This is a genomic window from Brevundimonas faecalis, from assembly GCF_040549405.1.
In the GTDB taxonomy this organism is placed as follows: domain Bacteria; phylum Pseudomonadota; class Alphaproteobacteria; order Caulobacterales; family Caulobacteraceae; genus Brevundimonas; species Brevundimonas faecalis.
Genome location: NZ_JBEPTF010000006.1, coordinates 78,283 through 101,032, shown reverse-complemented (window position 1 = coordinate 101,032; position 22,750 = coordinate 78,283). Strand labels below are relative to the sequence as shown.

At 69.0% G+C, this 22,750-nt stretch carries 23 protein-coding genes; 6 read left to right on the top strand and 17 right to left on the bottom strand.

Annotated features, from left to right (window positions below):
* Positions 1–26: 26 nt before the first annotated feature.
* A complete protein-coding gene (locus ABIE19_RS16620) occupies positions 27–224 on the bottom strand; it encodes a hypothetical protein (protein ID WP_354090356.1) in 198 nt (65 codons plus the stop codon).
* A 429-nt stretch (positions 225–653) separates the two neighbouring features.
* On the opposite strand from ABIE19_RS16620, the gene ABIE19_RS16615 reads away from it, so the two are divergent.
* The gene (locus ABIE19_RS16615; protein WP_354090355.1) at positions 654–1,736 is read left to right on the top strand and encodes a cell wall hydrolase; all 1,083 of its coding nucleotides are present in this window, start codon (positions 654–656) and stop codon (positions 1,734–1,736) included.
* A gap of 29 nt (positions 1,737–1,765) precedes the next feature.
* Here ABIE19_RS16615 and ABIE19_RS16610 read toward each other — a convergent pair whose 3' ends face one another.
* A complete protein-coding gene (locus ABIE19_RS16610) occupies positions 1,766–1,975 on the bottom strand; it encodes a hypothetical protein (protein ID WP_354090354.1) in 210 nt (69 codons plus the stop codon).
* A 108-nt stretch (positions 1,976–2,083) separates the two neighbouring features.
* Between ABIE19_RS16610 and ABIE19_RS16605 the strand changes: the two genes are divergently transcribed.
* Positions 2,084–3,238, top strand: a complete 1,155-nt coding sequence (locus ABIE19_RS16605) for an acyltransferase family protein (RefSeq protein ID WP_354090353.1) — start codon at positions 2,084–2,086, stop codon at positions 3,236–3,238.
* On the opposite strand, the gene nadC is transcribed toward ABIE19_RS16605, so the two are convergent.
* From nadC to ABIE19_RS16570, 7 genes are all read right to left on the bottom strand, one after another.
* Positions 3,192–4,004: a carboxylating nicotinate-nucleotide diphosphorylase gene (nadC, locus tag ABIE19_RS16600; protein ID WP_354090428.1), complete on the bottom strand. Its 813-nt coding sequence runs from the start codon at positions 4,002–4,004 to the stop codon at positions 3,192–3,194. The genes ABIE19_RS16605 and nadC overlap by 47 nt on opposite strands.
* A gap of 62 nt (positions 4,005–4,066) precedes the next feature.
* Positions 4,067–5,611, bottom strand: a complete 1,545-nt coding sequence (locus ABIE19_RS16595) for an L-aspartate oxidase (protein WP_354090352.1) — start codon at positions 5,609–5,611, stop codon at positions 4,067–4,069.
* A 3-nt stretch (positions 5,612–5,614) separates the two neighbouring features.
* Positions 5,615–6,463, bottom strand: coding sequence for a metalloprotease (locus ABIE19_RS16590; protein WP_354090351.1), 849 nt, complete (start codon positions 6,461–6,463; stop codon positions 5,615–5,617).
* Positions 6,464–6,521: 58 nt separating this feature from the next.
* Positions 6,522–7,601, bottom strand: a complete 1,080-nt coding sequence (nadA, locus tag ABIE19_RS16585) for a quinolinate synthase NadA (RefSeq protein WP_354090350.1) — start codon at positions 7,599–7,601, stop codon at positions 6,522–6,524.
* A gap of 106 nt (positions 7,602–7,707) precedes the next feature.
* On the bottom strand, positions 7,708–7,917 hold the full coding sequence (locus ABIE19_RS16580; RefSeq protein WP_354090349.1) for a helix-turn-helix transcriptional regulator: 210 nt from the start codon (positions 7,915–7,917) through the stop codon (positions 7,708–7,710).
* On the bottom strand, positions 7,910–8,602 hold the full coding sequence (locus ABIE19_RS16575) for a hypothetical protein (protein ID WP_354090348.1): 693 nt from the start codon (positions 8,600–8,602) through the stop codon (positions 7,910–7,912). The genes ABIE19_RS16580 and ABIE19_RS16575 overlap by 8 nt, the downstream gene beginning before the upstream one ends.
* 60 nt (positions 8,603–8,662) lie before the next feature.
* Entirely contained in the window at positions 8,663–8,998 is a 336-nt protein-coding gene (locus ABIE19_RS16570) for a GIY-YIG nuclease family protein (RefSeq protein ID WP_354090347.1), read from the bottom strand.
* A gap of 172 nt (positions 8,999–9,170) precedes the next feature.
* Between ABIE19_RS16570 and ilvA the strand changes: the two genes are divergently transcribed.
* Entirely contained in the window at positions 9,171–10,724 is a 1,554-nt protein-coding gene (ilvA, locus tag ABIE19_RS16565) for a threonine ammonia-lyase, biosynthetic (protein ID WP_354090346.1), read from the top strand.
* Here the strand turns inward: ilvA and ABIE19_RS16560 are convergent.
* The 6 genes from ABIE19_RS16560 to ABIE19_RS16535 form a co-directional block, all read right to left on the bottom strand.
* Positions 10,721–11,026 (bottom strand): hypothetical protein, encoded by a 306-nt coding sequence (locus ABIE19_RS16560; RefSeq protein ID WP_354090345.1) that lies wholly within the window; start codon positions 11,024–11,026, stop codon positions 10,721–10,723. The genes ilvA and ABIE19_RS16560 overlap by 4 nt on opposite strands.
* Before the next feature lie 52 nt (positions 11,027–11,078).
* Complete coding sequence (locus tag ABIE19_RS16555; RefSeq protein ID WP_354090343.1) at positions 11,079–11,480, bottom strand: host attachment family protein; 402 nt, start codon at positions 11,478–11,480, stop codon at positions 11,079–11,081.
* 37 nt (positions 11,481–11,517) lie between these two features.
* Positions 11,518–12,069, bottom strand: coding sequence for a methylated-DNA--[protein]-cysteine S-methyltransferase (locus tag ABIE19_RS16550; protein WP_354090342.1), 552 nt, complete (start codon positions 12,067–12,069; stop codon positions 11,518–11,520).
* Entirely contained in the window at positions 12,050–13,174 is a 1,125-nt protein-coding gene (locus ABIE19_RS16545; protein WP_354090341.1) for a bifunctional transcriptional activator/DNA repair enzyme AdaA, read from the bottom strand. The genes ABIE19_RS16550 and ABIE19_RS16545 overlap by 20 nt, the downstream gene beginning before the upstream one ends.
* Before the next feature lie 75 nt (positions 13,175–13,249).
* Positions 13,250–14,392, bottom strand: coding sequence for an HAAS signaling domain-containing protein (locus tag ABIE19_RS16540; protein WP_354090340.1), 1,143 nt, complete (start codon positions 14,390–14,392; stop codon positions 13,250–13,252).
* Positions 14,393–14,394: 2 nt separating this feature from the next.
* Positions 14,395–14,772, bottom strand: coding sequence for a PadR family transcriptional regulator (locus ABIE19_RS16535; protein ID WP_354090339.1), 378 nt, complete (start codon positions 14,770–14,772; stop codon positions 14,395–14,397).
* A 91-nt stretch (positions 14,773–14,863) separates the two neighbouring features.
* On the opposite strand from ABIE19_RS16535, the gene ABIE19_RS16530 reads away from it, so the two are divergent.
* From ABIE19_RS16530 to ABIE19_RS16520, 3 genes are all read left to right on the top strand, one after another.
* Positions 14,864–17,518 (top strand): M14 family metallopeptidase, encoded by a 2,655-nt coding sequence (locus tag ABIE19_RS16530; RefSeq protein WP_354090338.1) that lies wholly within the window; start codon positions 14,864–14,866, stop codon positions 17,516–17,518.
* Between the two features lie 81 nt (positions 17,519–17,599).
* Complete coding sequence (locus ABIE19_RS16525) at positions 17,600–17,815, top strand: hypothetical protein (RefSeq protein WP_354090337.1); 216 nt, start codon at positions 17,600–17,602, stop codon at positions 17,813–17,815.
* Positions 17,812–18,426 (top strand): hypothetical protein, encoded by a 615-nt coding sequence (locus ABIE19_RS16520; RefSeq protein ID WP_354090336.1) that lies wholly within the window; start codon positions 17,812–17,814, stop codon positions 18,424–18,426. Before ABIE19_RS16525 ends, ABIE19_RS16520 begins: the two co-directional genes overlap by 4 nt.
* A gap of 71 nt (positions 18,427–18,497) precedes the next feature.
* Here ABIE19_RS16520 and ABIE19_RS16515 read toward each other — a convergent pair whose 3' ends face one another.
* Together ABIE19_RS16515 and ABIE19_RS16510 are read right to left on the bottom strand one after the other, a co-directional pair.
* A complete protein-coding gene (locus ABIE19_RS16515) occupies positions 18,498–19,760 on the bottom strand; it encodes a dicarboxylate/amino acid:cation symporter (protein ID WP_354090335.1) in 1,263 nt (420 codons plus the stop codon).
* Positions 19,761–19,893: 133 nt separating this feature from the next.
* Complete coding sequence (locus ABIE19_RS16510; protein ID WP_354090334.1) at positions 19,894–22,524, bottom strand: TonB-dependent receptor; 2,631 nt, start codon at positions 22,522–22,524, stop codon at positions 19,894–19,896.
* Between the last annotated feature and the right edge of the window lie 226 nt (positions 22,525–22,750).

Below are 22,750 nucleotides of genomic sequence, written 5' to 3'. Positions count from 1 at the left end.
GGGGCGAATTCAGCGAAAAATCGCTATCAGTGCGGCTTGTCGATGTGACCGACGGCGGCTCCGGCCGCCCCGCCCACGGCCGCGCCCACCGGTCCGGCCACCACGGCGCCGGCGATGGCGCCGGTCGCCGCCTTCTGTTCCACGGTATGGCCGCAGGCCGCCAGCGCCAGGCTCGAGAGTCCCAGGGCGAGGACGGCGGCGGCGCGGGTCGGAATACGGATCATCGAACAGGAACTCCTTGAAATGGTTGAGCTTGCAACGCGCCCCAGACCCAAAGGTTCCGATCTGGGCCAAATCCGGACCCAGCCAGTATCCGCGACAACCCGAATAGCGATTAGGCGACACACGCCCGCCAGCGCCAATCAGTTCGTTATATACGAATACAGCAATCACAAGATCATCTAGAGACAAAACATCAAACGATGAAACGCTTACAACAGATGAGAAATTTCAACCTCACGAATTGCTTCAAGCCAAAGAAAACTGGCGAATCAAACACATTGAAGCCATAAACGGATGGCTTAAGGCCCGCCTTCCGGAGGTCGGCCGTTCGTCGATCTTCGGTTCCGGAGCTGGTTCGCGACGCGTGATGGTCGCCTGGTTTCGTTGAGTACGGGGGCGGCATCCTCGCCCTGCTGAACAGGACTAAGCGTTTGAGTTTCTCCAGTCGCACGCGTGCGCTGCTGCACGCCGCCCGGAATGTTCGCCTGCGCCACACGACGGCCGCGGCGGCGTTCGGCGGCGTCATCGGCCTCGCGGTCGGCGGAGCCTATCTGGGCGGCATGGCCGCACAGGCTTCGACCGTGCGCGCCCAGGCCGCCCGCCTTCAGGGCGCCGGCGCCGAGGGCTATACCCAGGAAGCCATGGCCGCGGCGGCCGGCGGCCTGGACGCCAGCGCCCTGGCCATCGCCGATCGCCACGATCCCTATACGGTCGCCGGCGGCGCCCAACGCGACCGCCAGGCCGAACTTCTGACCGCCCGCCTGGAAGACTCGCGCAACGGCCTGCGCCGCGCCGACGCCGATCTTCATCCGGCCGCCCGTCCCTTCCGCATCGGCGGCGCCCTGGACCAGTCCCGCGATCTGGATTGCCTGACGCGCGCCACCTATTACGAAGCGCGCGGCGAGGGCGTGGACGGCATGCGCGCCGTGGCCCAGGTGGTTCTGAACCGCGTCCGCCACCCCGCCTTCCCCAAGACGGTCTGCGCCGTGGTCTATCAAGGCTCCAACCGCAACGTCGGCTGCCAGTTCAGCTTCACCTGCAACGGCGCCATGCGCGGCGCGGTCAATCGCGCCGCCTGGGATCGCGCCCGCGACGTGGCCTCGCGCGCCCTGTCGGGCCAGGTCTTCGCCCCGGTCGGCAACGCGACCCACTTCCACACCACCGCCGTCTCTCCGGCCTGGCGCAGCAGCCTGATCCGCGTGACCCAGGTGGGCGACCACATGTTCTATCGCTTCGGCGGCCGCTCGGGCGGCTCCGACGCCTTCCGCTACACGCCGCGCCCGTCGACTGCGGCGGACCGTCCGCAACTGATCCAGGCCAGCCTCAACCCGGCCGAGACGGTTCGCAACGCCGGCGGAGCCGTGGCCTACAGCCTGGTCCTGGCCAGCGAGGCCGGCCACGACGCACCCGAGGCTTCGGCCAAGCCGACGCCTGCAACACCCGCGCCTGTCGCCGCGCCCGCCACGCCGCAGACGACCCCGACGACCGCCTCGGCCTCCGCTGCGGCCGAGTGATCGACTGATCGCATGGAGGATGCGGGGCCTCAGCGGTCCTGCGTCTTCCAGTGCGCCGTCAGGTTCTGTTTCAGATTGCCGAACCGCCCCTGCTGGGCGGCGTTGACGTCGGCGTCGCCGGGCTGGCCGGACTGAGCGCCGGTCGCCAGATCGCGCCGATCCGCCATGTCGTCGACCGGCCGGGCGCCGTGATCGGCGAAGCTGCGCTGTTCTTTCGGCACGAAGGGGGACTTGCTCATCGCACTCTCCTTTCACGCCAAGGAAACGAGTCGGGCCCAAGAGACGTTCCCGGCCTGCTTCTTGCTTCGGGTCGGACGAACCCTTCCCAATCGTCTCGGGAGATCCGCATGACCGCCATCGCCGCACCCCCGCCAAACGCCGCCTCCAAGGCGCGCGGCGGCGCGCTGGACGCCCTGCGCTTCGTCGCCGCCCTCTTCGTCGTGGTGTTTCATTTTGGGGATTCCGCTCCCATCCCCCTGCAGGCGATGCACGGCTTTCTGGGACGCGGCTATCTGGCCACCGACTTCTTCCTGATCCTGTCGGGCTTCGTCCTGGCCAAGGCCTATGGCGCCGCCGTGGCCAGCCGCAAGGTCTCGCTCGGCCGTTTCTGGATGAAGCGTTTCGCCCGCTGCTATCCTACCCACATCATCACCCTGGCCATGCTGGTGGTCATGGTTCTGACCGCCGGCTACCTGGGGTTCAGCGCCACCAACGAGGGGCGCTTCGATCTGGCCGGCCTGCCCGCCCAGATCTTCCTGCTGCACGCCTTCGGCATCGGCGGGGGGCACTGGAACGTCCCCAGCTGGACCATCTCCACCCTGCTGATCTGCTACGCCTTCTTCCCGACCCTGTGGCGGGCCATGCTGCGGATCAACAGCGCCTGGGTCAGCCTGGCCCTGGGCCTGGTCATCCTGCTGGGCGCCAACGCCCTGAGCCACGCCCTGCTGGGACAGCCGCAGTACAATCTGCACTTCCAGTGGTGCATGTTCCGCGCAGCTCCCCTCTTCCTGGTGGGCCTGACCCTGGCTCGGGCGGTCCAGACCGGCCGCTGGACGGCGAACCTCGCGCGAGCCGTCGGCTTCGGCGGCGGCGCGGTCCTGCTGACCAACGCCGTCCTGCTGGGGCCGGACACGATCAACGTCCTGGCCATCTGCGCCGTCATCATGGGTTGCGGCGCCTCGCCCGTGACCAAGCCCATCCCCGGCGCCGAATGGGGCGCCAAGGTCAGCTTCTGCCTGTTCATGGTGCACACCATCACCGGGGCGATCTGGTTCGACGTGATCGAGCCCCTGGCGGCCCGCCTGCACCCGGCGATCGAAAGCGTGGCCTGGGAAGCCTGGGCCATGTGGCTGGGCGCCCTGGTCTTCACCCTGATCGGCTCGGACCTGTACAACCGCTTCATCGACGAGCCGATCCAGAAGCGGATCGCCCGCAAATGGTTCGCCCGCCCGGCCGTCAGCGCGCGTCCAGACCCACGTCCAGCTGCGGAACAGAGTGCGTAAGGGCGCCGACCGAGATCACGTCCACTCCCGTGGCGGCGATGGCCGCCACGGTCGACAGGTTCACCCCGCCTGAGGCCTCCAGCGTCACGGGGCCGAAGGCGCTCGCCTTCACCCGCCGCACGGCCTCCTCGAGGTCGGCCAGGCTGAAATTGTCCAGCATGACCACGTCGGGCCGTTCGGGCAGGACCTCGTCCAGTTGGTCCAGACCGTCCACCTCGACCTCGACCTTCATCAGGTGGGGAACAAAGGCCCGGGCGCGGCGCACCGCCTCGCCTGCCCCGCCGCAGACGGCGACGTGGTTGTCCTTGATCAGGACGGCGTCATCCAGGCCGAAGCGATGGTTCAACCCGCCGCCGCAGGCTACGGCATGCTTCTCCAGCGCGCGCAGGCCAGGCGTGGTCTTGCGGGTGTCGGCGATGCGCGCCCCGGTTCCCTCGACCGCCTGGACATAGGTCCGCGTCAGGGTCGCGATGCCGCACATCCGGCCCAGCAGGTTCAGCGCCGTCCGTTCCGCCGCCAACAGGGCGCGGGCGTTCGCCTCGACCTCGACCAGGACGGTTCCGGCCTCGAAGGCCTCGCCGTCGGCCACCCTGATCGTCACCTTCGCCTGGGGGTCCATGGCGTGGACGGCGATCCGCGCCACGGCTCCGCCCGCCATCACCCCGGCCTGGCGCGCGGAGAAGACGGCGCTGAAACGGGCGTCCTCGGGAATGCAGGCCTGGGCCGTCACGTCGCCGACGCGGCCCAGGTCCTCCGCCAGGGCCATGCGCACCACGGGTTCGATCAACAGGTCCGGCAGGGTTCGGGTCACAAGGTCGTCCTTCGTCTTCAGATCACGGCGGCCAGGGCGGCGAGAACGGCGGCCTCGTCTGCGTCGTCTTCGGCCGCGCGCCGCATCCGCGTATGCACGGCTTCCACCTCGGTTTCAGGATAGTCGCTGCGGAAATGGCCGCCCCGGCTCTCGCGTCGGTTCAGCGCGCCCTCGGCGACCAGCCGCCCCGCCGTCAGCGGCGCCGCATCGGGATATGCGGCGCGCAGGTCGTCGATCAGGGCGATCAAGGCCGTCAGCCCGGCCTCGTCCCGCACCACGCCCGCATGACGCGTCATGGCCCGGCGCAAGGCTTCCAGGGCTTCCGGCGGCAGGTCCGTCGCAGGGCGCACGGGCCGCAGGGGCCGTCGTTCCGGCGGGACCTCCCGCGCCGCCGCCCGCCCCGCCCTGCGGCCGAAGGCGCCGGCTTCGAGCAGGGAGTTGGAGGCCAGGCGGTTGGCGCCGTGAACCCCGGTCGCGGCGCACTCGCCGATGGCGAACAGGCCCGGGACCGTGGTCCGCCCCTCGTCGTCGGCGACGATCCCGCCCATGTGGTAGTGGGCGGCCGCCGCCACGGGAATGGGACTGACGCGCGGGTCCAGCCCGGCGCGCATGCAGGCGGCGAAGACGGCGGGAAACTCATGCGGGAAGGCCTCGCCCACCGCCCGGGTCGCGTCCAGGAAGGCGCCGCGTCCGTCCGCCCGCGCGGCGTGAACCGCCCGCGCCACGATGTCCCGGGGCGCCAGGTCGGCCTCGGCCTCTTCGCCCAGCAGGAAGACGCCGCTTCCGTCCGTCAGGCGCGCGCCCTCGCCGCGCAGGGCCTCGGTCGCCAGGGGGGCGGGATCGAGCCCCACGTCGATGGCGGTCGGGTGGAATTGCACGAACTCGGGGTCCAGCACCTCCGCCCCCGCCAGATAGGCCAGGGCCAGACCCTCGCCGCGCAGGGCCGAGGGATTGGTCGTCACCTCGAACAGGCCGCCGATCCCGCCCGTCGCCAGGACCACCGCCGTGGCGAAGACCTCGTCCAGCCGTCCGCCGGCGCGCTCGATCACGGCGCCCCGCACCCGGCCGTCCTGATCCTGGATCAGACCGCGCAGTCGGCCGTCCTCCCAGATCTCTATGTGCTTGGACGCGCGGGCGGCCGTCACCACCGCCGACAGGATGGCCCGGCCCGCGCCGTCGCCGCCGACCCGCGCCACCCGCGGCAGGCTGTGCGCCGCCTCCAGGCTGACGGAGAAGCCGCCGTCCGCGTCGCGGTCGAAGGGCGCGCCAAGACCGGCCAGCCACTCGACCGTCTCGCGTCCGCGCTCCGTCAGGGCGCGCGCCGCCTCGGCCTCGACCAGACCCGCGCCGGCGCCCTCGGTGTCGCGGGCGTGCAGGGCCGCGCTGTCCGTAGGCGACAGGGCCGCCGCCAGGCCGCCCTGGGCCCAGGCCGACGAACAGGCGCTCAACAGGGGCTCCGGCGTGACGACCAGGGCCTTGGCCGGCGCCGCCTCCAGCGCGGCCGAAAGCCCCGCCAGTCCGCCGCCGACGATCAGCGGCCCGTCATGCCGGATGCGCGCCATGCTCTATCGCCCTCCAAATCCGATGAAGCGCAGACCGGTTTCGAAGGCGGGTTCGACCGCCCCGCCCGTCATGGGCAGAAGGGCGCCGATCGCCGCCGCCGCGCACAGGGTGCCGGTCAGCAGATACAGGCCCAGGCTGCGCCCGGCCTCCGGCCAGCTCAGACGACCCCAGGCCGCGCGCCAGACCCCGCGCCTCAGATGCCCCAGAACGGCGATGCCCAGGAAGACCGCCAGGATGAGGCGTCCGGTCGACAGACCCCACCAGACCGCCAGGCCGCCAACCGCCAGCAGGGCGATCTGCTCCAACCGGGGATGGATCCGCGTCAGCACCGGCCCCAGGGCCTTGGCGCCGTCCAGCGGCGGGGCGGGCGCCAGGTTCACCAGATTGACCATGGCGATGGAAAAGGCGCCCAGCAGCCATTCCGGCGACCGCAGGATCACGCCGGCCGCCACGAAGGGGATCATGGCCAGAAGGCCGAACGCCGGACCGGCCAGCGACACCAGCACCCCGTGCCATTCGCTCTTCGGTTCGCGCTGGCCCTTCGCCAGACCGCCCAGGAAGGGGATGATGTAGATGCGCGCCGGGCCCATGCCGACGCGGTTCATGGCCAGCACATGCCCGTATTCGTGCACGAACAGGCCGAACAGGACCGCCCCCGCCACGATCCAGCTTCCCGTCAGATACCACAGGAAGCCCGCCATCAGCAGGGTGGAGACCACGGCCCAGACGGGATGCTGGCCCTTGTCCTCCTGCGGCGCGCCGCGCGCCGGGCGCACGGCTTCGGGCGCCGGATCTTCGGGGCGCGGATCCCAGGGACCGGGACGACGGACGGAGTTTTCTGTTTCGCTCATGGGGCTCGAACTGGGCGCGCGACGACCGACCCGCAACAGGCCGCGTCGCCGCAGGGCTTCAGATCAACTCCACGTCCACGTGGTGACGCGCCTTGATCAGGTCGTAACGCGCGGGCTTGGGCGGGGGCGGCAGGTCGATCATCCGCTGCACGGCCAGGCGCGCCTTCTCCAGCATGTCGTCAGGAACCGTCACCTCGAACTGCATGTGCAGCAGGCAGTCGCGGATGTTCTCCAGCGTGATGCGCTTCATGTGCGGGCACAGGTTGCAGGGGCCGACGAACTCCACCTCGGGCACGTCGCCCTTGATGTTGGAGGCCATGGAGCATTCGGTGATCAGCACCACCCGCTTGGGCCGGCGCTGCTCGACATACTCCGTCATGGCGGCGGTCGAGCCGGCGAAGTCGGCAGCCCGCAGGATTTCTTCCGGGCATTCCGGGTGGGCCAGCACCTCGGCGTCCGGCCAGGCGTCGCGCATGTCGGCGATGTCCTGGGTCGTGAAGCGCTTGTGCACCTCGCAGTGACCCGCCCACGCGATGATGCCCACCGTCGTCTGGGCCGCGACGTTGCGCGCCAGATATTCGTCGGGGATCAGGATGACCTTGTCGACGCCCCATTCCTTCGCCGCCCATTCGACCACCTGAACCGCGTTGGCGCTGGTGCAGCAGATGTCGGTCTCGGCCTTCACGTCGGCCGTGGTGTTCACATAGGTGACGACCGGCAGACCCGGATGCCTTTCCTTGATCAGGCGCACGTCCGCCCCCGTGATCGAGGACGCCAGCGAGCATCCCGCGCGCAGATCGGGGATCAGCACCGTCTTGTCCGGCGACAGGATCTTGGACGTCTCGGCCATGAAGTGAACGCCCGCCTGGACGATCACCCTGGCCTTCGACTTGGCCGCCTCCTTGGCCAGACCCAGGCTGTCGCCGACATAGTCGCCGACCCCGTGGAAGATCTCCGGCGTCATGTAGTTGTGGGCCAGGATGACCGCGTCGCGCTCGCGCTTCAGCCGGTTGATCTCGCTGATCAGCCGGGCCTGCTCGGGCCATTCCAGCGGGGTGACGTGGTCCTTGACCTTCTCCCAGACCGGGGCGGTCTCCGCCGCCAATTCCTTCGACAGGCCGAACGCGCCGTCCGCCATGGCCTCAACTCCCTATCGGCCGTCTGCGCGGCCCCGACTTATGCTCAAAGTTAGCATAAGCAGGGATAATGTAGGCCCTTCCGCACACGGCGCAAGGGAAATCGCCTCAGTCTTCGAGGGCGAACAGCTCGCCCAACGCCACGTCCAGCGCCTGCGCCAAGGTCAAGGCCACCAGCACCGAAGGGGTGAAGACGCCGTTCTCCACCGTGTTCACCGTCTTGCGCGACAGCCCGGCTCGGTCGGCCAATTCCTGCTGCGTCAGACCTGCCGCCGTGCGAACGGCCTTCAGCTTCACGATCAGACGCGGATCAGCCACCGGCCGCCCGCCGGTCCAGTTGCCAGTAACGCAGCCCCGCCGCCGAAGCCGTGACGAACATCAGTCCCGGCATGGCCGCCACCGCCGCCTGCGGCTTCCACAGGCCCAACACGAAGACGACCACCATCCCCGCCAGGGCCACGCCCAGAGCCGTGTTCAGCGCCGACCGCCGGAACGACAGGGTGAGCTCATCCTCAAGCAGCCGCTTCATCTTCTTGTCGTCACGAATGTCAAAGCCCGTGACCCTCGTCAGCAGCAGGGCGGAAACCACAAGCGACAATGCAACCAAGTGCCAGTCGTCCCAATCACCGCGCCCGCCGGCGATGGCCCAGGCCGAGGTCGTACCTAGACAGACAAGAGCGAGCGACGTCAGCGGCATGATCGCCATCGACACGGCGCGCTGCTTCTGCACGCTGTCCCGATAGCCGCCCTTGGCGCGCTCCACCCGGATCGTGTCGATGTCGGGCCCATGGAACATTGCGAGCATCATGGAAGCGAAGACAGCACAAAACCCCGGCAAAGCGAGGACGGCCCCGACGTTCGCCGCCGGGCCTTCGCCACGCTTCATCAGAAAGACGCCGCAGATCGTCGCCGTCAGACCAACGCCGCCCAGCGCCGCGATCATCCGCAGCCGCCTGACCCGACGCCGCTCGTTCGCCTTCGCCCGCTTCAGGCCATCGTCCATCGGCGCCCTCATGATACCTACAGGTTACATATCACCTACAGGTTACATCGCAAGCCCGATCTACAGCGCATCGGCCCCCAGCCGTGCGGCCCAGAGCGCGGCGCGCTTCTTCAGTTCGTCCTTCCGCGCCATGTCGGACAGGTCGGGCGACAGCCGGTCCAACTGCTCGAAACGGAAGGCCTCGGGACCATGCGTCTTCCATTCCGCCTGCAAGGAGGCGAACGGCGCGCCCCCCGTCTTGAGCGAGAACCACAGGCCGTTCTGCTGGGTGTCGATGTGACGGCTCTGGCCCACCCAGGCGCGGCCGGTGGCGGAACAGATGACGGCGAAGACGCCGGCGACGACCGGGCGTTCCTTGTATTCGGCGACCAGCGCCTTTCGATCGGCAGGGCTCATGACGGACTCCATATTTTACCCGGGTCATTTATCCGATTATTTTATCCGGGTAAATACAGAGACCAGCAAAACATCCCCGCCGCACGCATCGCAAAACACTTTCCCCGCACACGCCAAACAGCCTAGACGAAGGGTCGTTTGATCCCGCCAGAACCGACCATTCGAGATTTTCGTGCAAGACACCGTCCGCCGCATCCTGACCGCCCGCGTCTATGACGTGGCCGAGGAGACCCCGCTCGACCCGCTGAAGCGGCTGTCGGCGCGCTTGGGCCGCCCCGCCGTGCTGAAGCGCGAGGACCTCCAGCCGGTCTTCTCGTTCAAGATCCGCGGCGCCTACAACAAGATCGCCGGCCTTGATCAGGCCGACCTGGCGCGCGGCGTCATCTGCGCCTCGGCGGGCAATCACGCCCAGGGCGTGGCCCTGGCGGCGGCGAAGCGGGGCGTGGCGGCGACCATCGTCATGCCGACCACGACGCCGGGCATCAAGGTGGCGGCGGTCCAGGGCCTGGGCGGAACCGTGGTCCTGCACGGCGACAGCTTCGACGACGCCTACGCCCACGCCCGCGCGCTGGAACAGGAGACGGGCGCCGTCTTCGTCCACCCCTTCGACGACCCGGACGTCATCGCCGGACAGGGCACGGTCGGGCTCGAAATCCTGCGCCAGCATCCCGACGCCCTGGACGCCGTCTTCGTCCCCATCGGCGGCGGCGGCCTGGCGGCGGGGGTCGCGGCCATCGTCCGCTTCCTGCGTCCCCAGACGAAGATCATCGGGGTCGAACCCGTCGAGGCCGCCACGATGAAACGCGCGATCGAGGCCGGGCGCGTCATCGACCTGGACCAGGTCGGCCTGTTCGCCGACGGGGTGGCCGTGCGCCGGGCGGGGGCCGAAACCTTCCGCCTGTGCCGCGACCTGCTGGACGAGATCATCCTGGTCGACACCGACGCCATCTGCGCGGCGGTGAAGGACATCTTCGACGACGTGCGCGCCGTGGCCGAGCCGTCGGGCGCCGTGGCCCTGGCGGGCCTGAAGGCCTGGGCGGCGCAGAATCCGGGATCGGGCGCCCTGGCGGCGATCAACTCGGGCGCCAACCTCAACTTCGACCGCCTGCGCCACGTGGCCGAGCGCGCCGAGATCGGCGAGGGCGCCGAGGGCCTGTTCGCCGTGGCCATGCCGGACCGGCGCGACGACTATCATCGCTTCCTGCAGAGCCTGGACGGTCGCTCGATCACCGAATTCAACTACCGCTGGTCCGGCGACGGCACAGCCCAGATCTTCGTCGGCGTCTCCCTGAGACACGGCGCCCTCAAGCCGCCGAGCGCCGCGCGCGAGGCGATAGGGCAGGAAAAGGAGACCTTGATCCAACGCCTCCGCGCCGACGGCTATTCCGTCGTGGACATGAGCGAAAACGAGACGGCCAAGCTGCACGTCCGCTACATGGTCGGCGGACGCACCATCGGCCTGCCGCACGAACGCCTGTTGCGGTTCGAATTCCCCGAGCGGCCGGGCGCCTTCCTGCGCTTCCTCAACAGCCTACAGCCCGCCTGGACCCTGACCCTGTTCCACTACCGCAACCACGGCGACGACGTGGGTCGGGTGCTGGCGGGCGTCAACGTCCCGCCGGACCAGGCTCCGGCCCTGGCCGCCGCCCTCGACGACCTGGGCTATCCCTATGTCGACGAGACCGACAACCCGGCCTGCCGCCTCTTCCTGGACGGCGCGGCCTAGCCTCGCGGCCGGGTGAAACAGCGCCAGGCGAACAGGACCGCGATCACCACCAGGGTCGCGAAGGCTACCGCGCCGTGCGACATCTCCAGAAAGCCGGTCTGCCACGGATGCTCGGCGCGCGTGGCGGCGTCGAACGTCCACCATGTATCGGAGCCCCTGACGCTGGCGCCCCTGCGGATCATTTCACCGCCGAGACGCTCGGCCATGACCGGCCGAACCACCGCGTTCAGAAGGACCGCGATCGCCAGCGGGATCGCATACCAGAGGGAATCGATAAGGGCCTTGCGCCGCGGCGTCGTCATGGCCTGAACCAGAAAAGCCCAGCCGGTCCATGTGAACGCCGTCGTACAGGTTTCACGCCCGGCTGATCGCCTCGGCCACGTCCTCGGCCGGGCGGCCGGCGAGGGCCTTGGGGATTTCCCCCAGCAGGCGTTCTTCCAGCGGCTTGCGCCAATGCTTGCGCAGTTGGCCGAGCGTCTTGGGCGCCGCGACCACGAGCAGGCCCTCCATCCTGTTGGTCACGGCCATGTGGTTCAGCGCCTCGGCCACGCCCATGGCGAAACCGTCCTCGGCCTGGGTGTCGTTGTCGGGGTTGGCGCCGCTGGACCGACGCCCCGGAGCGCCTGACAGCCGCTCGGGGATTTCAGGCGCCTCCAGCGGCGTGAGCTGGATGTCGAGGTTGTGGCCGATGTTGCGATACAGCTTCAGGGTCTCGCCGTCGGCGACGGCCACCAGGGTCCCGTTGGGCAGGTTCATCATCAAGCTCCAGGTCAGGCGTCGGGGAGCGGACGCCCTAGTCTAGCGCGAAGACGGCCTGCCCCGTTCCCCCCTGCGACCCTTCGTGCGCCAGCAGCCAGCGCTTGCGCTCCAGCCCGCCGGCATAGCCGGTCAGGGTCCCGTTCGCCCCGACGACGCGGTGGCAGGGCACGATGACGCCGATCGGATTGGCCCCGTTGGCCAGGCCCACGGCCCGGACGGCGGCGGGCTTGCCGATCGCCTGGGCCAGACGGCCGTAGCTCCAGGTCTCGCCCGCCGGAATGGTCCGTAGGGCCGCCCAGACGCTGCGCTGGAAATCCGTCCCTCCGGTCTTCACCTCCAGCCCGTCCAGGGCCGTCAGGTCGCCCGTGAAATAGGCTGCGACCGCCGCCCGCACCCGCTCCGGTGCCCGGCCTTCAGTCAGGGTCACGGGGCCGTAGTGACGGTTCAGCAGGCGCATCATCCGCGCCTCATAGTCGGAAAAATCGAAGGCGCGCACGGCCCCTTCGGCGTCCGTGACCAGCAGGACCTGCCCCACGGGGGTCGCGATCCGGTCCAGGGTGAAGGCTTCAGGCTGCGTCTTTTTCATCTCTCGTCTCCATCATCATCACCGCCGCGCCGTCGACGCCCGCTTCATGCAGGTGCAGCACGCCGTAGGCCCGCCAGGGCCGCCATGTTTCGGCTCGCGCCGTGAGTCCTTCATTGTTCCAGTCGTCCGGCGCCCGGTCGCTGGCCAGGTCGGCCCCCTGGTCGATCCATGCGCCCGGCAGGCGCAGCCCGGGCCGCGCCTCCACCAGGGGCCGCAACAAGGGGTCGACCGACAGGTCGCGCCGGATCGCCTCCGGGTCCGCCGACAGATCGAACAGCCGCCGCACCCGCGCCAGGACGCCCGGCAGGGCCTTCAGATCGTCCAGCTCCGCCGTGATCGCCAGCCGCCCCTCCTTCTCGAACCGGGCCGAGATCCGTCCGGCCGCCTGGTCGATTTCGGGGATCAGGTCGCGCCGCCAGACGCCGTTCTCGATCGTCTCGCCGCGGGCGGCCAGCATGCTCAGCATGGCCTCGACGTCATAGGGGGGCCGATAGGGCAGGCTCAGGCGCACCCCGCCGTCGGACGGCCGCTCGGTCCTCTGCCTCAGGCTGGAGGGCGGACGGCCGTACAGGGCCTGAAAGGTCTCGTTGAACCGCCGCACGCTGCCGAATCCCGAAGCCAGAGCCACCTCGGCCATGGGCAGGTCGGTCTGGTGGATCAGGGCCTTGGCCAGAAGGATGCGCCGGGTCTGGGCCACGCTGACCGGGGCGGCGCCCAGGTGCTGGCGGAACAGGCGGCGCAGATGGCGTTCGCCCACCCCCAGCCGGGCGGCCAGGGCGTCGACGTCGCCCTCATCCAGCGCGCCGGCCTCGATCAAGTTCAACGCCCGGCTGACGGTGTTGGACGTGCCGCGCCAGGCGCCCATGTCGGGCGCCGTCTCGGGCCGGCAGCGCAGGCAGGCGCGGAATCCCGCCTCCTCGGCCGCCGCCGCGCTGGCGACGAAGCTCATGTTTTCCCGTTTCGGCGTCCGGGCCGGGCAGACGGGTCGACAGTAGATGCCCGTGGTCTTCACGCAGGTGAAGAAGCGACCGTCGAAGCGCGGGTCGCGCGTCAGGACGGCGCGGTGGCAGGCCTCCTGATCCAGCATGTCGCGGGCGTTTTCCATGCCGGGAAGATGCGCCCGCGACGCCGCCTTGTCTCGCGGTTTTCGGACATGGCGGCGCCGCGTCGGGACCAGGCCTCAGTCGCGCACCGTCGCCATGCGCCACATCTGCTTCAGGATCTCCAGCACCAGGGCCAGCATCATCGCCGCCAGGACCAGGCTCAGCATCGTCGACAGGGTCATGGCCGTCTCTTCCAACCCCCGTCCCGCGCCGTTGAGCGCGCGCAGGGCCTCGAAGCTGACATTGGTCAGGCCGCCCTCGACCAGGGCTGTCCGGCCGCCCTGCGACAGGGTGAACCAGTGGCCCGCCATGAACAGGCTCCAGCCGATCCACAGTCCGCCCATGGCCACGGGAATCTTGAAGAAAGCCTGCAACCGCACCGCTCGCGGCTGGATCAGGCTCATGGCGTCCGCCGCCGTGCCTGCCACGACCCAGGCCAGGATGGGCGCGAACAGGACAGTCCAGATCGGCGCCGCCGTCACCGTCATGTCGCCGCTTCTCAGGCCGAAGTGATCCAGGCCGGGCACGTGCAGGACGCCGATCCACCACAGGATGAAGACCACGCCCGCGATCAGCGACCACAGGGCGTCGCCCGGCGTCTCCCTTCCGGCGCGCTTGCCCCAGTATCTCGCCTTGGGCAACCAGTCAGCCTTGGCCTTGCTGGAGCCCGCCACGGCCGCGCCCCACTTGGCCGGATCGGCCAGGCCGAAGGCCGGCAGGTCGCGCACCCGCCACTGCGTCAGCCACGCGGGCTTGATGTCGTAATGCTCCAGAACCGCACCCGCCAGGGTCAGGGCGCCCAGCAGGGTCAGGGCGCCGGCGAAGAAGCCGTGGAAGCCCTGGGCGATCGCCTGGCCGAAGTCGTCGGGCTCGCCCAACACCCGTAGGATCAGGACCAGGATCTGCACCCCGGCCACCACCATCAGCCCCGCCTTGGCGCCGAACAGCCAATAGGGGAAGAGCTCCGGCCCGATCAGGCTGTCCGGCCCCTTCCGGTATCGCGCCGCGACCACCAGCGGGTGGCCGATCTCCTGCAGGATCGCCTCCTTCTCGTCGTCGGTCAGCGCCCGGCCCAGTTCCTCCTCCTGCGCCTCGACGCGGCTCAGGATCAGGTCGCGCAGTTCGGCGACGATGTCCTCGCGTTCATCCGTGGGCAGTTGCGCCGCCACGGCCTCCAGATAGCGTTCGATGAAGTCCATCGCTCCCGTTCCCATCCCCATGATCAAAGCATCCGGTCCAGCGAGGCGCCGATGCCGCGCCATTCCTCGGTCAGGGCGGCCAGCATGGCCTCGCCCCCCGGCGACAGGATGTAGAAGCGCTTCTTCCGCTTCTCCTCCTCGCGCCACTCGCTGGTCAGCAGCCCCTGCCCCTCCAGCCGGCGCAGCAGGGGGTAGAGGGTGGATTCCTCCATCTCCAACCCGTCCGCCGCCAGGGCCTGGCGCAGGGTGTAGCCGTAGCGTTCGGTCCGCAGGCAGGCGAGCACCGCCAGGACCAGCGAACCGCGCCGCAGCTCCAGCCGCATGGTTTCGAACAGCTCCCGATCCACGGCGTCCATCTCACTTGCCGCCACATAGTGTGTGACACACAGTGTATGCGACATACTGTATGAGCCCGTCAAGACCCGAGTTCGACAAGCCTTCCCTTGCCCGCGCATCCACGGCTAAGGTCGCCGGACTGTAGGGGAGAGTTTCATGTCGTATCGTCGTCGCGCCGCGTCTTCCGTTCTGGCGCTGAGCCTTGCCATGGCGGTCGCCGCGCCCGCCGCTGCTCAGCAGAATCCGCCGACGCTGGAAGCGGTCGTGGGCCATGACAGCGGCGAACGCATCACCCGCCCAGCCGACGTGCGCCGCTATTTCGAGGCCCTGCGCGCGGCCAACCCCGACCGCATGGTCATGGGGGACTATGCGACGACCTGGGAGGGGCGCCCACTGCTCTGGGCCGCCGTCGGCTCGCCCCGCAACATCGCCCGTCTGGAAGAGATCAAGGCCGCCAGCCGCGCCCTGGGCGACCCGCGCAAGACCTCGCCCGACCAGGCCCGCGCCCTGATCGCCGACATGCCCGTCATCGTCTGGATGGCCTATTCGGTGCACGGCAACGAGATCAGCCCCGCCGACGCCGCCATGGTCGCTGCGCGTCGCCTGACGGACTCCCTGGACGCCGAGGCTCAAGCCTGGCTCCAGAACGCCGTGGTCGTCTTCGTCCCGACCCAGAACCCCGACGGACGCGAGCGCTTCATCAACAGCTTCGAGGCCGGCCTGGGCGCCCAGCCCAATCCCGACCCCCTGTCGGCCGAACGGGCCGAACCCTGGCCTTCCGGCCGCTTCAACCACAACCTGTTCGACCTGAACCGCGACTGGTTCATCCAGTCCCAGCCGGAGACCCAGGGCCACGCCGCCCTGATCCGCGAATGGCGCCCCCAGGTCCTGGTCGACTCCCACGAGATGGGCTCGGATTCCAGCTTCTTCTTCCCGCCGGAAGCCGACCCGCTGAACCCCTGGATCTATCCGCCCATCCTGGAGGCGCGCGAACGCTTCGGCCGCAACAACGGCATGCGGTTCGACCAGGCCGGCCTGAACTACTTCACGCGTGAGACCTACGACGCCTTCTATCCCGGCTACGGCGACGGCTGGCCCGCCTATTTCGGCGCCGTCTCCATGACCTATGAACAGGGCTCGGCGCGCGGCCTGGCGGCGCGGCGTTCGACCGGCGAGGTCATGACCTACGCCGACACGGTCAAGGGCCACCTGACCGCCACCCTGTCGACCATCGAAACCGCCGCTCGCGACCGCGAGAAGCTGCTGAACGACTTCTACGCCTTCCACCGCGACGGAATCGCGGGCGGGCGCGGGGCCTATGTCATCTCGCGCGCCTCCGCCGCCGACCCGGCCGCGGCGGACAAGCTGGCGGGCCTGCTAGTCCGCTCGGGCCTGGAGGTCGGCCGCGCGACCGCCGCCTTCTCCGCCTGCGGCCAGAACTACCGGCCCGGCGACTTCGTCGTGAACCTGTCCCAGCCCCAGCGCCGCATGGCCGAGACCCTGCTGGCCAAGGACGTTCCGCTGGATTCCAAGTTCCTGGCCGAACAGGAGGCTCGCCGCGCACGGGGCCTGGGCGACGAAATCTACGACCTGACCGGCTGGTCCCTGCCCCTGTTGTTCAACGTCCCGACCCAGCGCTGCGCCTCCGCACCCTCGGTCCAGACGACGGCCGTCGGCCCCGAACTGATCCGTCCGGCCGTCGTGGTCGGAACCGACGCGACCTACGGCTACGCTGTCCATCCCGGCACGGCCGGCATGCGCTTCCTGACCGCCGCCCTGACGGACAAGCTGCCGATCCGCTCGATCGAGGAGCCCTTCACCCTGGACGGCAAGGCCTATCCGGGCGGGACCTTCATCGTGCCGCGCGCCGGTTCGCCCGCCGACCTGGACGCGCACGTCCGCCGCCTGGCGGCCGGCAGCGGCGCCCAGGTCACGGCCCTGGCCACCTCATGGGTCTCCAGCGGCCCCAACGTCGGCTCCGACGCCGCCGTGACCCTGCGCGCGCCACGCGTGGCCATGGCCTGGGACGACCCGACCGATCCCGAATCCGCTGGCTCCATCCGCCACGTGCTGGAGCGCGAGTACGGCTGGCCCGTCACCCCGGTGCGGACCCGCCGCCTGTCGAGCGCCGACCTGTCGCGCTACCAGGTCCTGATCCTGCCCTCGGGCGGAAACTATGAGCGGATCCTGGGCGAGGACGGCGTCGCCAACCTGCGCGCCTGGGTCCAGAACGGCGGGGTGCTGATCGGCGTCGGCTCGGCCAGCCGCCTGTTGACCGACCCGGACGCCAAGCTGCTGGATAGCCGCCGCGAGAACGCCGTGGTCAAGGACGCGGACAAGGCCGAGGACGCCTCTGGCGCCACGGCCGCCGGGACCGAGATCGCCTCCGACGTCGACTATCTGGAACGCGTCACCCATCGCGTCGGCTCGCCCGATTCCGTGGCCGGCGTCCTGGCCCACGCCGTGGTGGATCAGGAACATTGGCTGGGCGCCGGCGTGGCCCATGAGCTCAGCGTCATGGTCCGCGGCTCGGACATCTACACCCCCCTGACCCGCGACCAGGGAACCAATGTCGTCCGCCTGGCCGGACCGGATCAGGTCCTGGCCTCGGGCCAACTCTGGGCCGAGAACCGCCGCCAACTGGCCTACAAGCCCGTCGCCATGGCGTCGGAGATCGGGCGCGGCCAGGTCGTGGCCTTCACCCAGGACGTGACCATGCGCGCCTTCCTCGAGGGCCTGAAGCCCCTCTTCCTCAACGCCGTCTTCCGCGGCCCCGCCCACGCCTCGGGCGGCAACGACGAGGAACGGTGAGAGGACGACACGCCCACAACGCTTTGACAGAAACGCCCCCTCAGGGTTTGCTGTGATCCAGACAGCGCACTGAGGGGGCTCATGACCGCACAGCACAATCCGACACCGCCTGGCGATGAAGGCGACTGGACCCTGCTGCAAAACCGCATCGACCGCAGCTTCTGGCAATGGGACCGGTGCGCTGACCCTGGCGCGCGTCCGCTGACCCGCTTCGTCATCCTGCGCGCGCCCGAACGTCTCGACTACGACGACTTCGACGAGGCGGAAGCCATGTTCGAAGCCATGGACGAGGATTGAAGCGCCTCCTGCCTCTTCTCGGAACCGCGCTTGTCGCCATGGCCGGCGTCGCTGCGGCGGCGGATGATCTGCCCGCACGCTGGCGCGGAACCGGACCGCCGGTCGTCACCGCCGCCCCCGGCCCCTGCCCCGCCCTGGGCGGCTCCTATGGAGTCGAGGCTCGACCGGAGGGCCGCGACAACGCCGCCGGACGACTGGACCGTATCCTCAGCTACGAGCTGGGCCTGACCGACGCCTTCGGCGACGGCGCCCCCGCCGCCCCCGCCGTGACCTTCGCCGAACATGAAGGCGGCTGGCGGATCGAAACCGCCCAGGGTCAGCAGATATTGGCGCTCGCGCCGAACCAGGACGTCCCTCTGGATCCCGACCGGTTTCGCAACGGCGTTCGCCGATCCGGCTGCGCCGGCGGCCGACTGTGGATCGCCGTGAGCAGCGTTCGCACCCAGTATGAAAGCCAGACCATGGCCCGTTCGCTCGGGGCTCTTTCAACCGCCCCCAACGGCGATCTGATCCTGTGGGTCAAGACCGAACGCCGCCACTACGCCCTGCTGCCCTGGCCCTCCGTCAAACGCGAAGAGACGCGCCTGCGCTTTCCTCGGATCAGTTCGTAAAGATCGCCAGATCACGCCTCAACATCGCCTTCCTCACCATGCCTTCAGACTCCCCGACATAAGTCCTGGCCCTAGTCGCCTTCGGCCTCTCCGCCCTGAACGATGCGAACCACGGCCAGGTCGGCGGTGACGTTGCCCAGGGTGCGGAAGATGTCGGGCACGACCTCGACCGCCAGCAGCAGGGGCAGCATCTCCAGCGGCACGCCCATGGCGATGCAGATGGGGGCGATGGAGGCGAAGAAGCTGGCCTGGCCCGGCAGGCCCACGGTGCCGATGCTGATCAGCACCGCCGTCAGCATGGCGGCGAACAACTGCCCCGCCGAGGGCTCGATCCCGAACAGGTGGGCGCAATAGACAGCCACCCCCAGATTGGCGACCGGGCTGGTGATGCGGAACACGGCCACGGCCAGGGGCAGGACCAGGCCCGCCGTCGAGCGCCGCACGCCCAGGACATCGACCGCCCGCTCCACCATGACCGGCAGGCTGGCCAGGGACGACTGGGTCGAGAAGGCCACCACCTGGGCCGGCGCCGCCGCGCGCGCGAACCGACCCAGAGACACCCGGCCGAAGATCACCGCGAGCGGATAGAAGATCAGGCCGATGCCGATGCAGGCGATGGAGATCAGGGCCACATAATGCAGCAGGACGCCCGCCGCGCTGGCCCCCGCCGACAGCCCCACCCCGATCGACAGGGCGAAGACGCCCAGCGGCGCCGCCCTCAACACCCAGCGGACGATGACGATCATGGTCTCGCCCACCGCCTCGAAGAAGGTGATCAGGGGCGTGCGGAGTCGGTCCGGCAGGCCCGAGGCCGCGAAGCCGAAGAAGACGGCGAAGACCACCATGCCCAGGATGGCGTCCTCGGCCGCCGCCCGGATCGGGTTGGCGGGGGCGATGGTCTTCAGGAACTCGCTGAAGGGCGCGCCCGCGCTCAGGCCTTCCGCGCCCTCGGGCTTGATGGCCAGCAGCAGGCGCGCGCCTTCCGGATCAATGGGCCAGAGCGCGTGCAGGCCATAGGCCGCCCCCACCGCATAGACGGTCGCGAAGACGATCAGCCCCCCGAACCAGGCCACCGCCCGCAGGGCCAGCCGCCCGGTCCGCGCCGCATCGGCGATGGAGGCTATGCCCGTGACCAGCAGACTGAAGACCAGGGGGATGATCGTCATCCTCAAGGCGTTGAGCCAGAGCTGACCCAGGGCCTGGATGAAGTCGGCCGTGACATGGCCCCCAGGCAGCCCCCACTTCTGCGCGGCCGCTCCGGCCAGAAGGCCGAGAATCAGGGACAGCAGGACCAGGCTGCTGAGGGAGGTCAGAAAGGCGCGCGCGGACTTCATCCCGCCACGCTAGCAGCCCCGATGAAAGGCGCCACAGGAAGTTGCGTCCCGCGCCGTCGCCGGAACGGCGGACAAGAAAAAGGCGGACCGGATCGCTCCGGCCCGCCTGGTTTTCCTTCCCGAAAGAGAAGGATCAGTACTTGACGCGCAGGGTCACGCCATAGGTGCGCGGCTGGCCCATGAAGGCGTTGTAGGTCTGGGTGTCCAGAGCCGGGTTGTAGTAGGTGCCGTTCGGCTGGACCGTCGTCTGGAAGGCGGAGCCCTGCAGCGGGGCGTTGATCGCCACCTGCTTGTACTCTTCGTCCGTCAGGTTCTGGGCCCAGAGGTCCAGGGCCCAGCGCTCGTCTTCCGAACCCAGGGTGATGCGGCCGTTCAGCAGGGTCATGGCGTCCTGCATCTTGTAGGGCAGCAGGTCCGAACCCGTGTTGAACTCGGTCGAGTACTTGGCCGACAGGTTGAAGCCGACTCTCAGGCCCGAACCGATCGAACGGTCGAAGGCGACGGCGGCCGTGGCCGACCATTCCGGTGCGAACGAGGCCCGCGCGCCCGGCAGCAGGGACAGTTGCGGGAAGTTGCCCGGGTTGGTCAGGTCGGCGGCGGTGAAGTGACCGTACTTGGTGTCCGTGTAGGTCACGCCGCCGTTGAACGACAGGCCCTCGACCGGGGTGAACCAGACGAAGTCGGCGTCGACGCCCTGCGACTTCAGCTCGGGGATGGATTCGACCACGAAGGCCGTGCCCAGGAAGGTGTTGAGCTGGAAGTCCTCAAACTTCTGATTGAAGTAGGTGACGTTGAACAGAACGGTCCGGTTGAACAGGGTGTTCTTCAGGCCGATTTCATAGCTGTCCACGGTCTCCGACGGGAACAGCAGCGAGCTGGTCGGCGTGATCCCCGTCTGCACGCGGTCCAGGTTGTAGCCGAAGGACTTGTAGCCGCGCGCATAGGAGGCATAGGCCATGACGCTGTCGTTGAAGCGATAGCTGGCCTTGATCGTGCCGCTCAGTTCGCCGTCGTCGTGGCTTTCCGAGATGCGACGGTTGTCGAACAGCGGATTGGCCCAGGGCAGACAGATGTTGCCCGCGAGACGTTGAGCCGTCGCCGCAGCCGCAGCCGGCGTCTGGCCGGCCGCCACCAGGGCGCCCGTCATGGCCGTGATGTTGCCCAGGGCGCCGCCGCAGGCCGCGCCGTTGGTTCCCAGGTTGTCCTGCATGCCCAGCAGACGCTTGTCGTCCATGGTGTAGCGCAGGCCCAGGGTGATATCGAACTGGTCCGTGACGTGCAGGGTGTTGTTGGTGAACAGGGCGATCGACTCGGTCGATTGGCTGTAGTGATCCTGCACGCCGTGGCCGACGCCGAAACCGGGACCGGTCGGAGCCGTCGGACCGGTCGCCGCCGAACCGCCGCTGACCAGACAGCCGGCGAGGCCGGCCGCCACGGTTCCAGGACGGGTCAGACAGCCGATGATGTTCGGGCTGTTGGGGATCAGGCCGGCCGAACCGGCGTTGAGCTGGCTGGAGATCAACAGCGACAGGAAGGGCGTATAGCCCGCGCCGTACCAATAGCTGTCGTCGCGGCTGATGTTCTCACGCGTGTAGAAGGCGCCGACCAGCCAGTCCAGGCGATCGGTCGCCCCGGCCAGGCGGAACTCCTGGGTCAGGTTCTCCAGCTCAAAGCCGTAGCCGCCGTCATTGTTACGATAGAGGATGTCGGCCGTCGTGTAGTCGAGGTCCATGCCGTTGACGCCCGACCAGTTCCGCCAGGAACTGAGCGAGGTGAAGGTGGCGTTCCACGACGGGATGTCGATATTGGCCTCGGCCGACAGACCCATGTCCTCCATGGTCTGGCCGGTGCCGCGGTTGGCGTAGGCCGTCCGGGAGAAGGGCAGAGCGCCGAAACCGGGCGCAGGCGCCTGCTGGTCGCCGCCGATCGCACGAATGGCGGAATAGGTCTGGCCGGTGCGAACCTGGGTCGAGACGCAGCAGTATTCGTCACGCTTCGAATAGTCGGCGATCAGGCGGATCGAGACATCGTCCGACGGCAGGATCAGCAGTTGGCCGCGGGCGGTCCAGAAGTCCTGGTTCTGGTCGTCCTTTTCCTGGCGCGGGCCGGCGCCGGTGATCACGTCGTAGAAGCCGTCGCGCTCGCGCTTGGCCATGTACAGGCGGCCGGCGACCTGGTCGCTGATCGGACCGGTGACCGAACCCGCCACGCCCCAGGCGCCGAAGTTGCCGTAGGTGGCCTCGGCGCTGAAGCCGGGCGTAAAGGACGGGGCTTCAGTGATGATGTTGATGACGCCGGCCGAGGTGTTCTTGCCGAACAGGGTGCCCTGCGGCCCCTTCAGCACCTCGATGCGGCTCAGTTCGCCCAGGTCGCCGAAGCCGACGCCGTTGCGCGAGCGATAGACGCCGTCGATGACCACGCCGACCGAGCTTTCCAGGCCGGGGTTGTCGCCGACGGTGCCGACGCCGCGGATGCGGGCGGTGGTCGAGGTTTCCGACTGGGTCGAGGTGACGGTCATGCCCGGCGTCAGGATCTGCAGATCCTTGATGTCGCGCACCCCGGCGCCGTTCAGCGCCTCCTGCGACAGGGTCGTGACCACGATCGGCACGTCCTGCAGGCTCTGTTCGCGCTTCTGGGCGGTGACGATGATGTCGTCCACCGTCGTCGGTCCGTCCTGGGCCGCGGCGGCTCCGGCGAAGCCGAAGGCGACCGCGCCGATAACGGCGGCGGAAGCGGTGTGGCGAAGGATGTTTGTCTTACGCATGAAGGCGGCTCCCCGGCTCTCTTGGCCCGGCCGCACGGAGCGACCGCGGCGTTTCCCTGTCCTGTCGATTCACGCTCATTGAACGGCGTGAATTCTCCATAGCCTTGGGTAAGCCATGCCCGGAAACCCGACAAGCAGTCGCCGCGTCGGGGCGCACGATTTCGCCCCAGTCGCCCCTACGTGTGGCGGGAAAGCGACAAAAAACAATGACGCAAGGTCAATATTA

Bases quoted from the DNA above. Each gene is read 5' to 3' on its own strand.
- ABIE19_RS16620 (WP_354090356.1), bottom strand. From the start codon at position 224: ATGATCCGTATTCCGACCCGCGCCGCCGCCGTCCTCGCCCTGGGACTC.
- ABIE19_RS16610 (WP_354090354.1), bottom strand. From the start codon at position 1,975: ATGAGCAAGTCCCCCTTCGTGCCGAAAGAACAGCGCAGCTTCGCCGAT.
- ABIE19_RS16605 (WP_354090353.1), top strand. From the start codon at position 2,084: ATGACCGCCATCGCCGCACCCCCGCCAAACGCCGCCTCCAAGGCGCGC.
- nadC (WP_354090428.1), bottom strand. From the start codon at position 4,004: ATGGCCCTGGCGGAGGACCTGGGCCGCGTCGGCGACGTGACGGCCCAG.
- ABIE19_RS16595 (WP_354090352.1), bottom strand. From the start codon at position 5,611: ATGGCGCGCATCCGGCATGACGGGCCGCTGATCGTCGGCGGCGGACTG.
- ABIE19_RS16590 (WP_354090351.1), bottom strand. From the start codon at position 6,463: ATGAGCGAAACAGAAAACTCCGTCCGTCGTCCCGGTCCCTGGGATCCG.
- nadA (WP_354090350.1), bottom strand. From the start codon at position 7,601: ATGGCGGACGGCGCGTTCGGCCTGTCGAAGGAATTGGCGGCGGAGACC.
- ABIE19_RS16575 (WP_354090348.1), bottom strand. From the start codon at position 8,602: ATGGACGATGGCCTGAAGCGGGCGAAGGCGAACGAGCGGCGTCGGGTC.
- ABIE19_RS16570 (WP_354090347.1), bottom strand. From the start codon at position 8,998: ATGAGCCCTGCCGATCGAAAGGCGCTGGTCGCCGAATACAAGGAACGC.
- ABIE19_RS16560 (WP_354090345.1), bottom strand. From the start codon at position 11,026: ATGACGACGCCGCGGCGCAAGGCCCTTATCGATTCCCTCTGGTATGCG.
- ABIE19_RS16555 (WP_354090343.1), bottom strand. From the start codon at position 11,480: ATGAACCTGCCCAACGGGACCCTGGTGGCCGTCGCCGACGGCGAGACC.
- ABIE19_RS16550 (WP_354090342.1), bottom strand. From the start codon at position 12,069: ATGAAAAAGACGCAGCCTGAAGCCTTCACCCTGGACCGGATCGCGACC.
- ABIE19_RS16545 (WP_354090341.1), bottom strand. From the start codon at position 13,174: ATGGAAAACGCCCGCGACATGCTGGATCAGGAGGCCTGCCACCGCGCC.
- ABIE19_RS16540 (WP_354090340.1), bottom strand. From the start codon at position 14,392: ATGGGGATGGGAACGGGAGCGATGGACTTCATCGAACGCTATCTGGAG.
- ABIE19_RS16535 (WP_354090339.1), bottom strand. From the start codon at position 14,772: ATGTCGCATACACTGTGTGTCACACACTATGTGGCGGCAAGTGAGATG.
- ABIE19_RS16530 (WP_354090338.1), top strand. From the start codon at position 14,864: ATGTCGTATCGTCGTCGCGCCGCGTCTTCCGTTCTGGCGCTGAGCCTT.
- ABIE19_RS16525 (WP_354090337.1), top strand. From the start codon at position 17,600: ATGACCGCACAGCACAATCCGACACCGCCTGGCGATGAAGGCGACTGG.
- ABIE19_RS16515 (WP_354090335.1), bottom strand. From the start codon at position 19,760: ATGAAGTCCGCGCGCGCCTTTCTGACCTCCCTCAGCAGCCTGGTCCTG.
- ABIE19_RS16510 (WP_354090334.1), bottom strand. From the start codon at position 22,524: ATGCGTAAGACAAACATCCTTCGCCACACCGCTTCCGCCGCCGTTATC.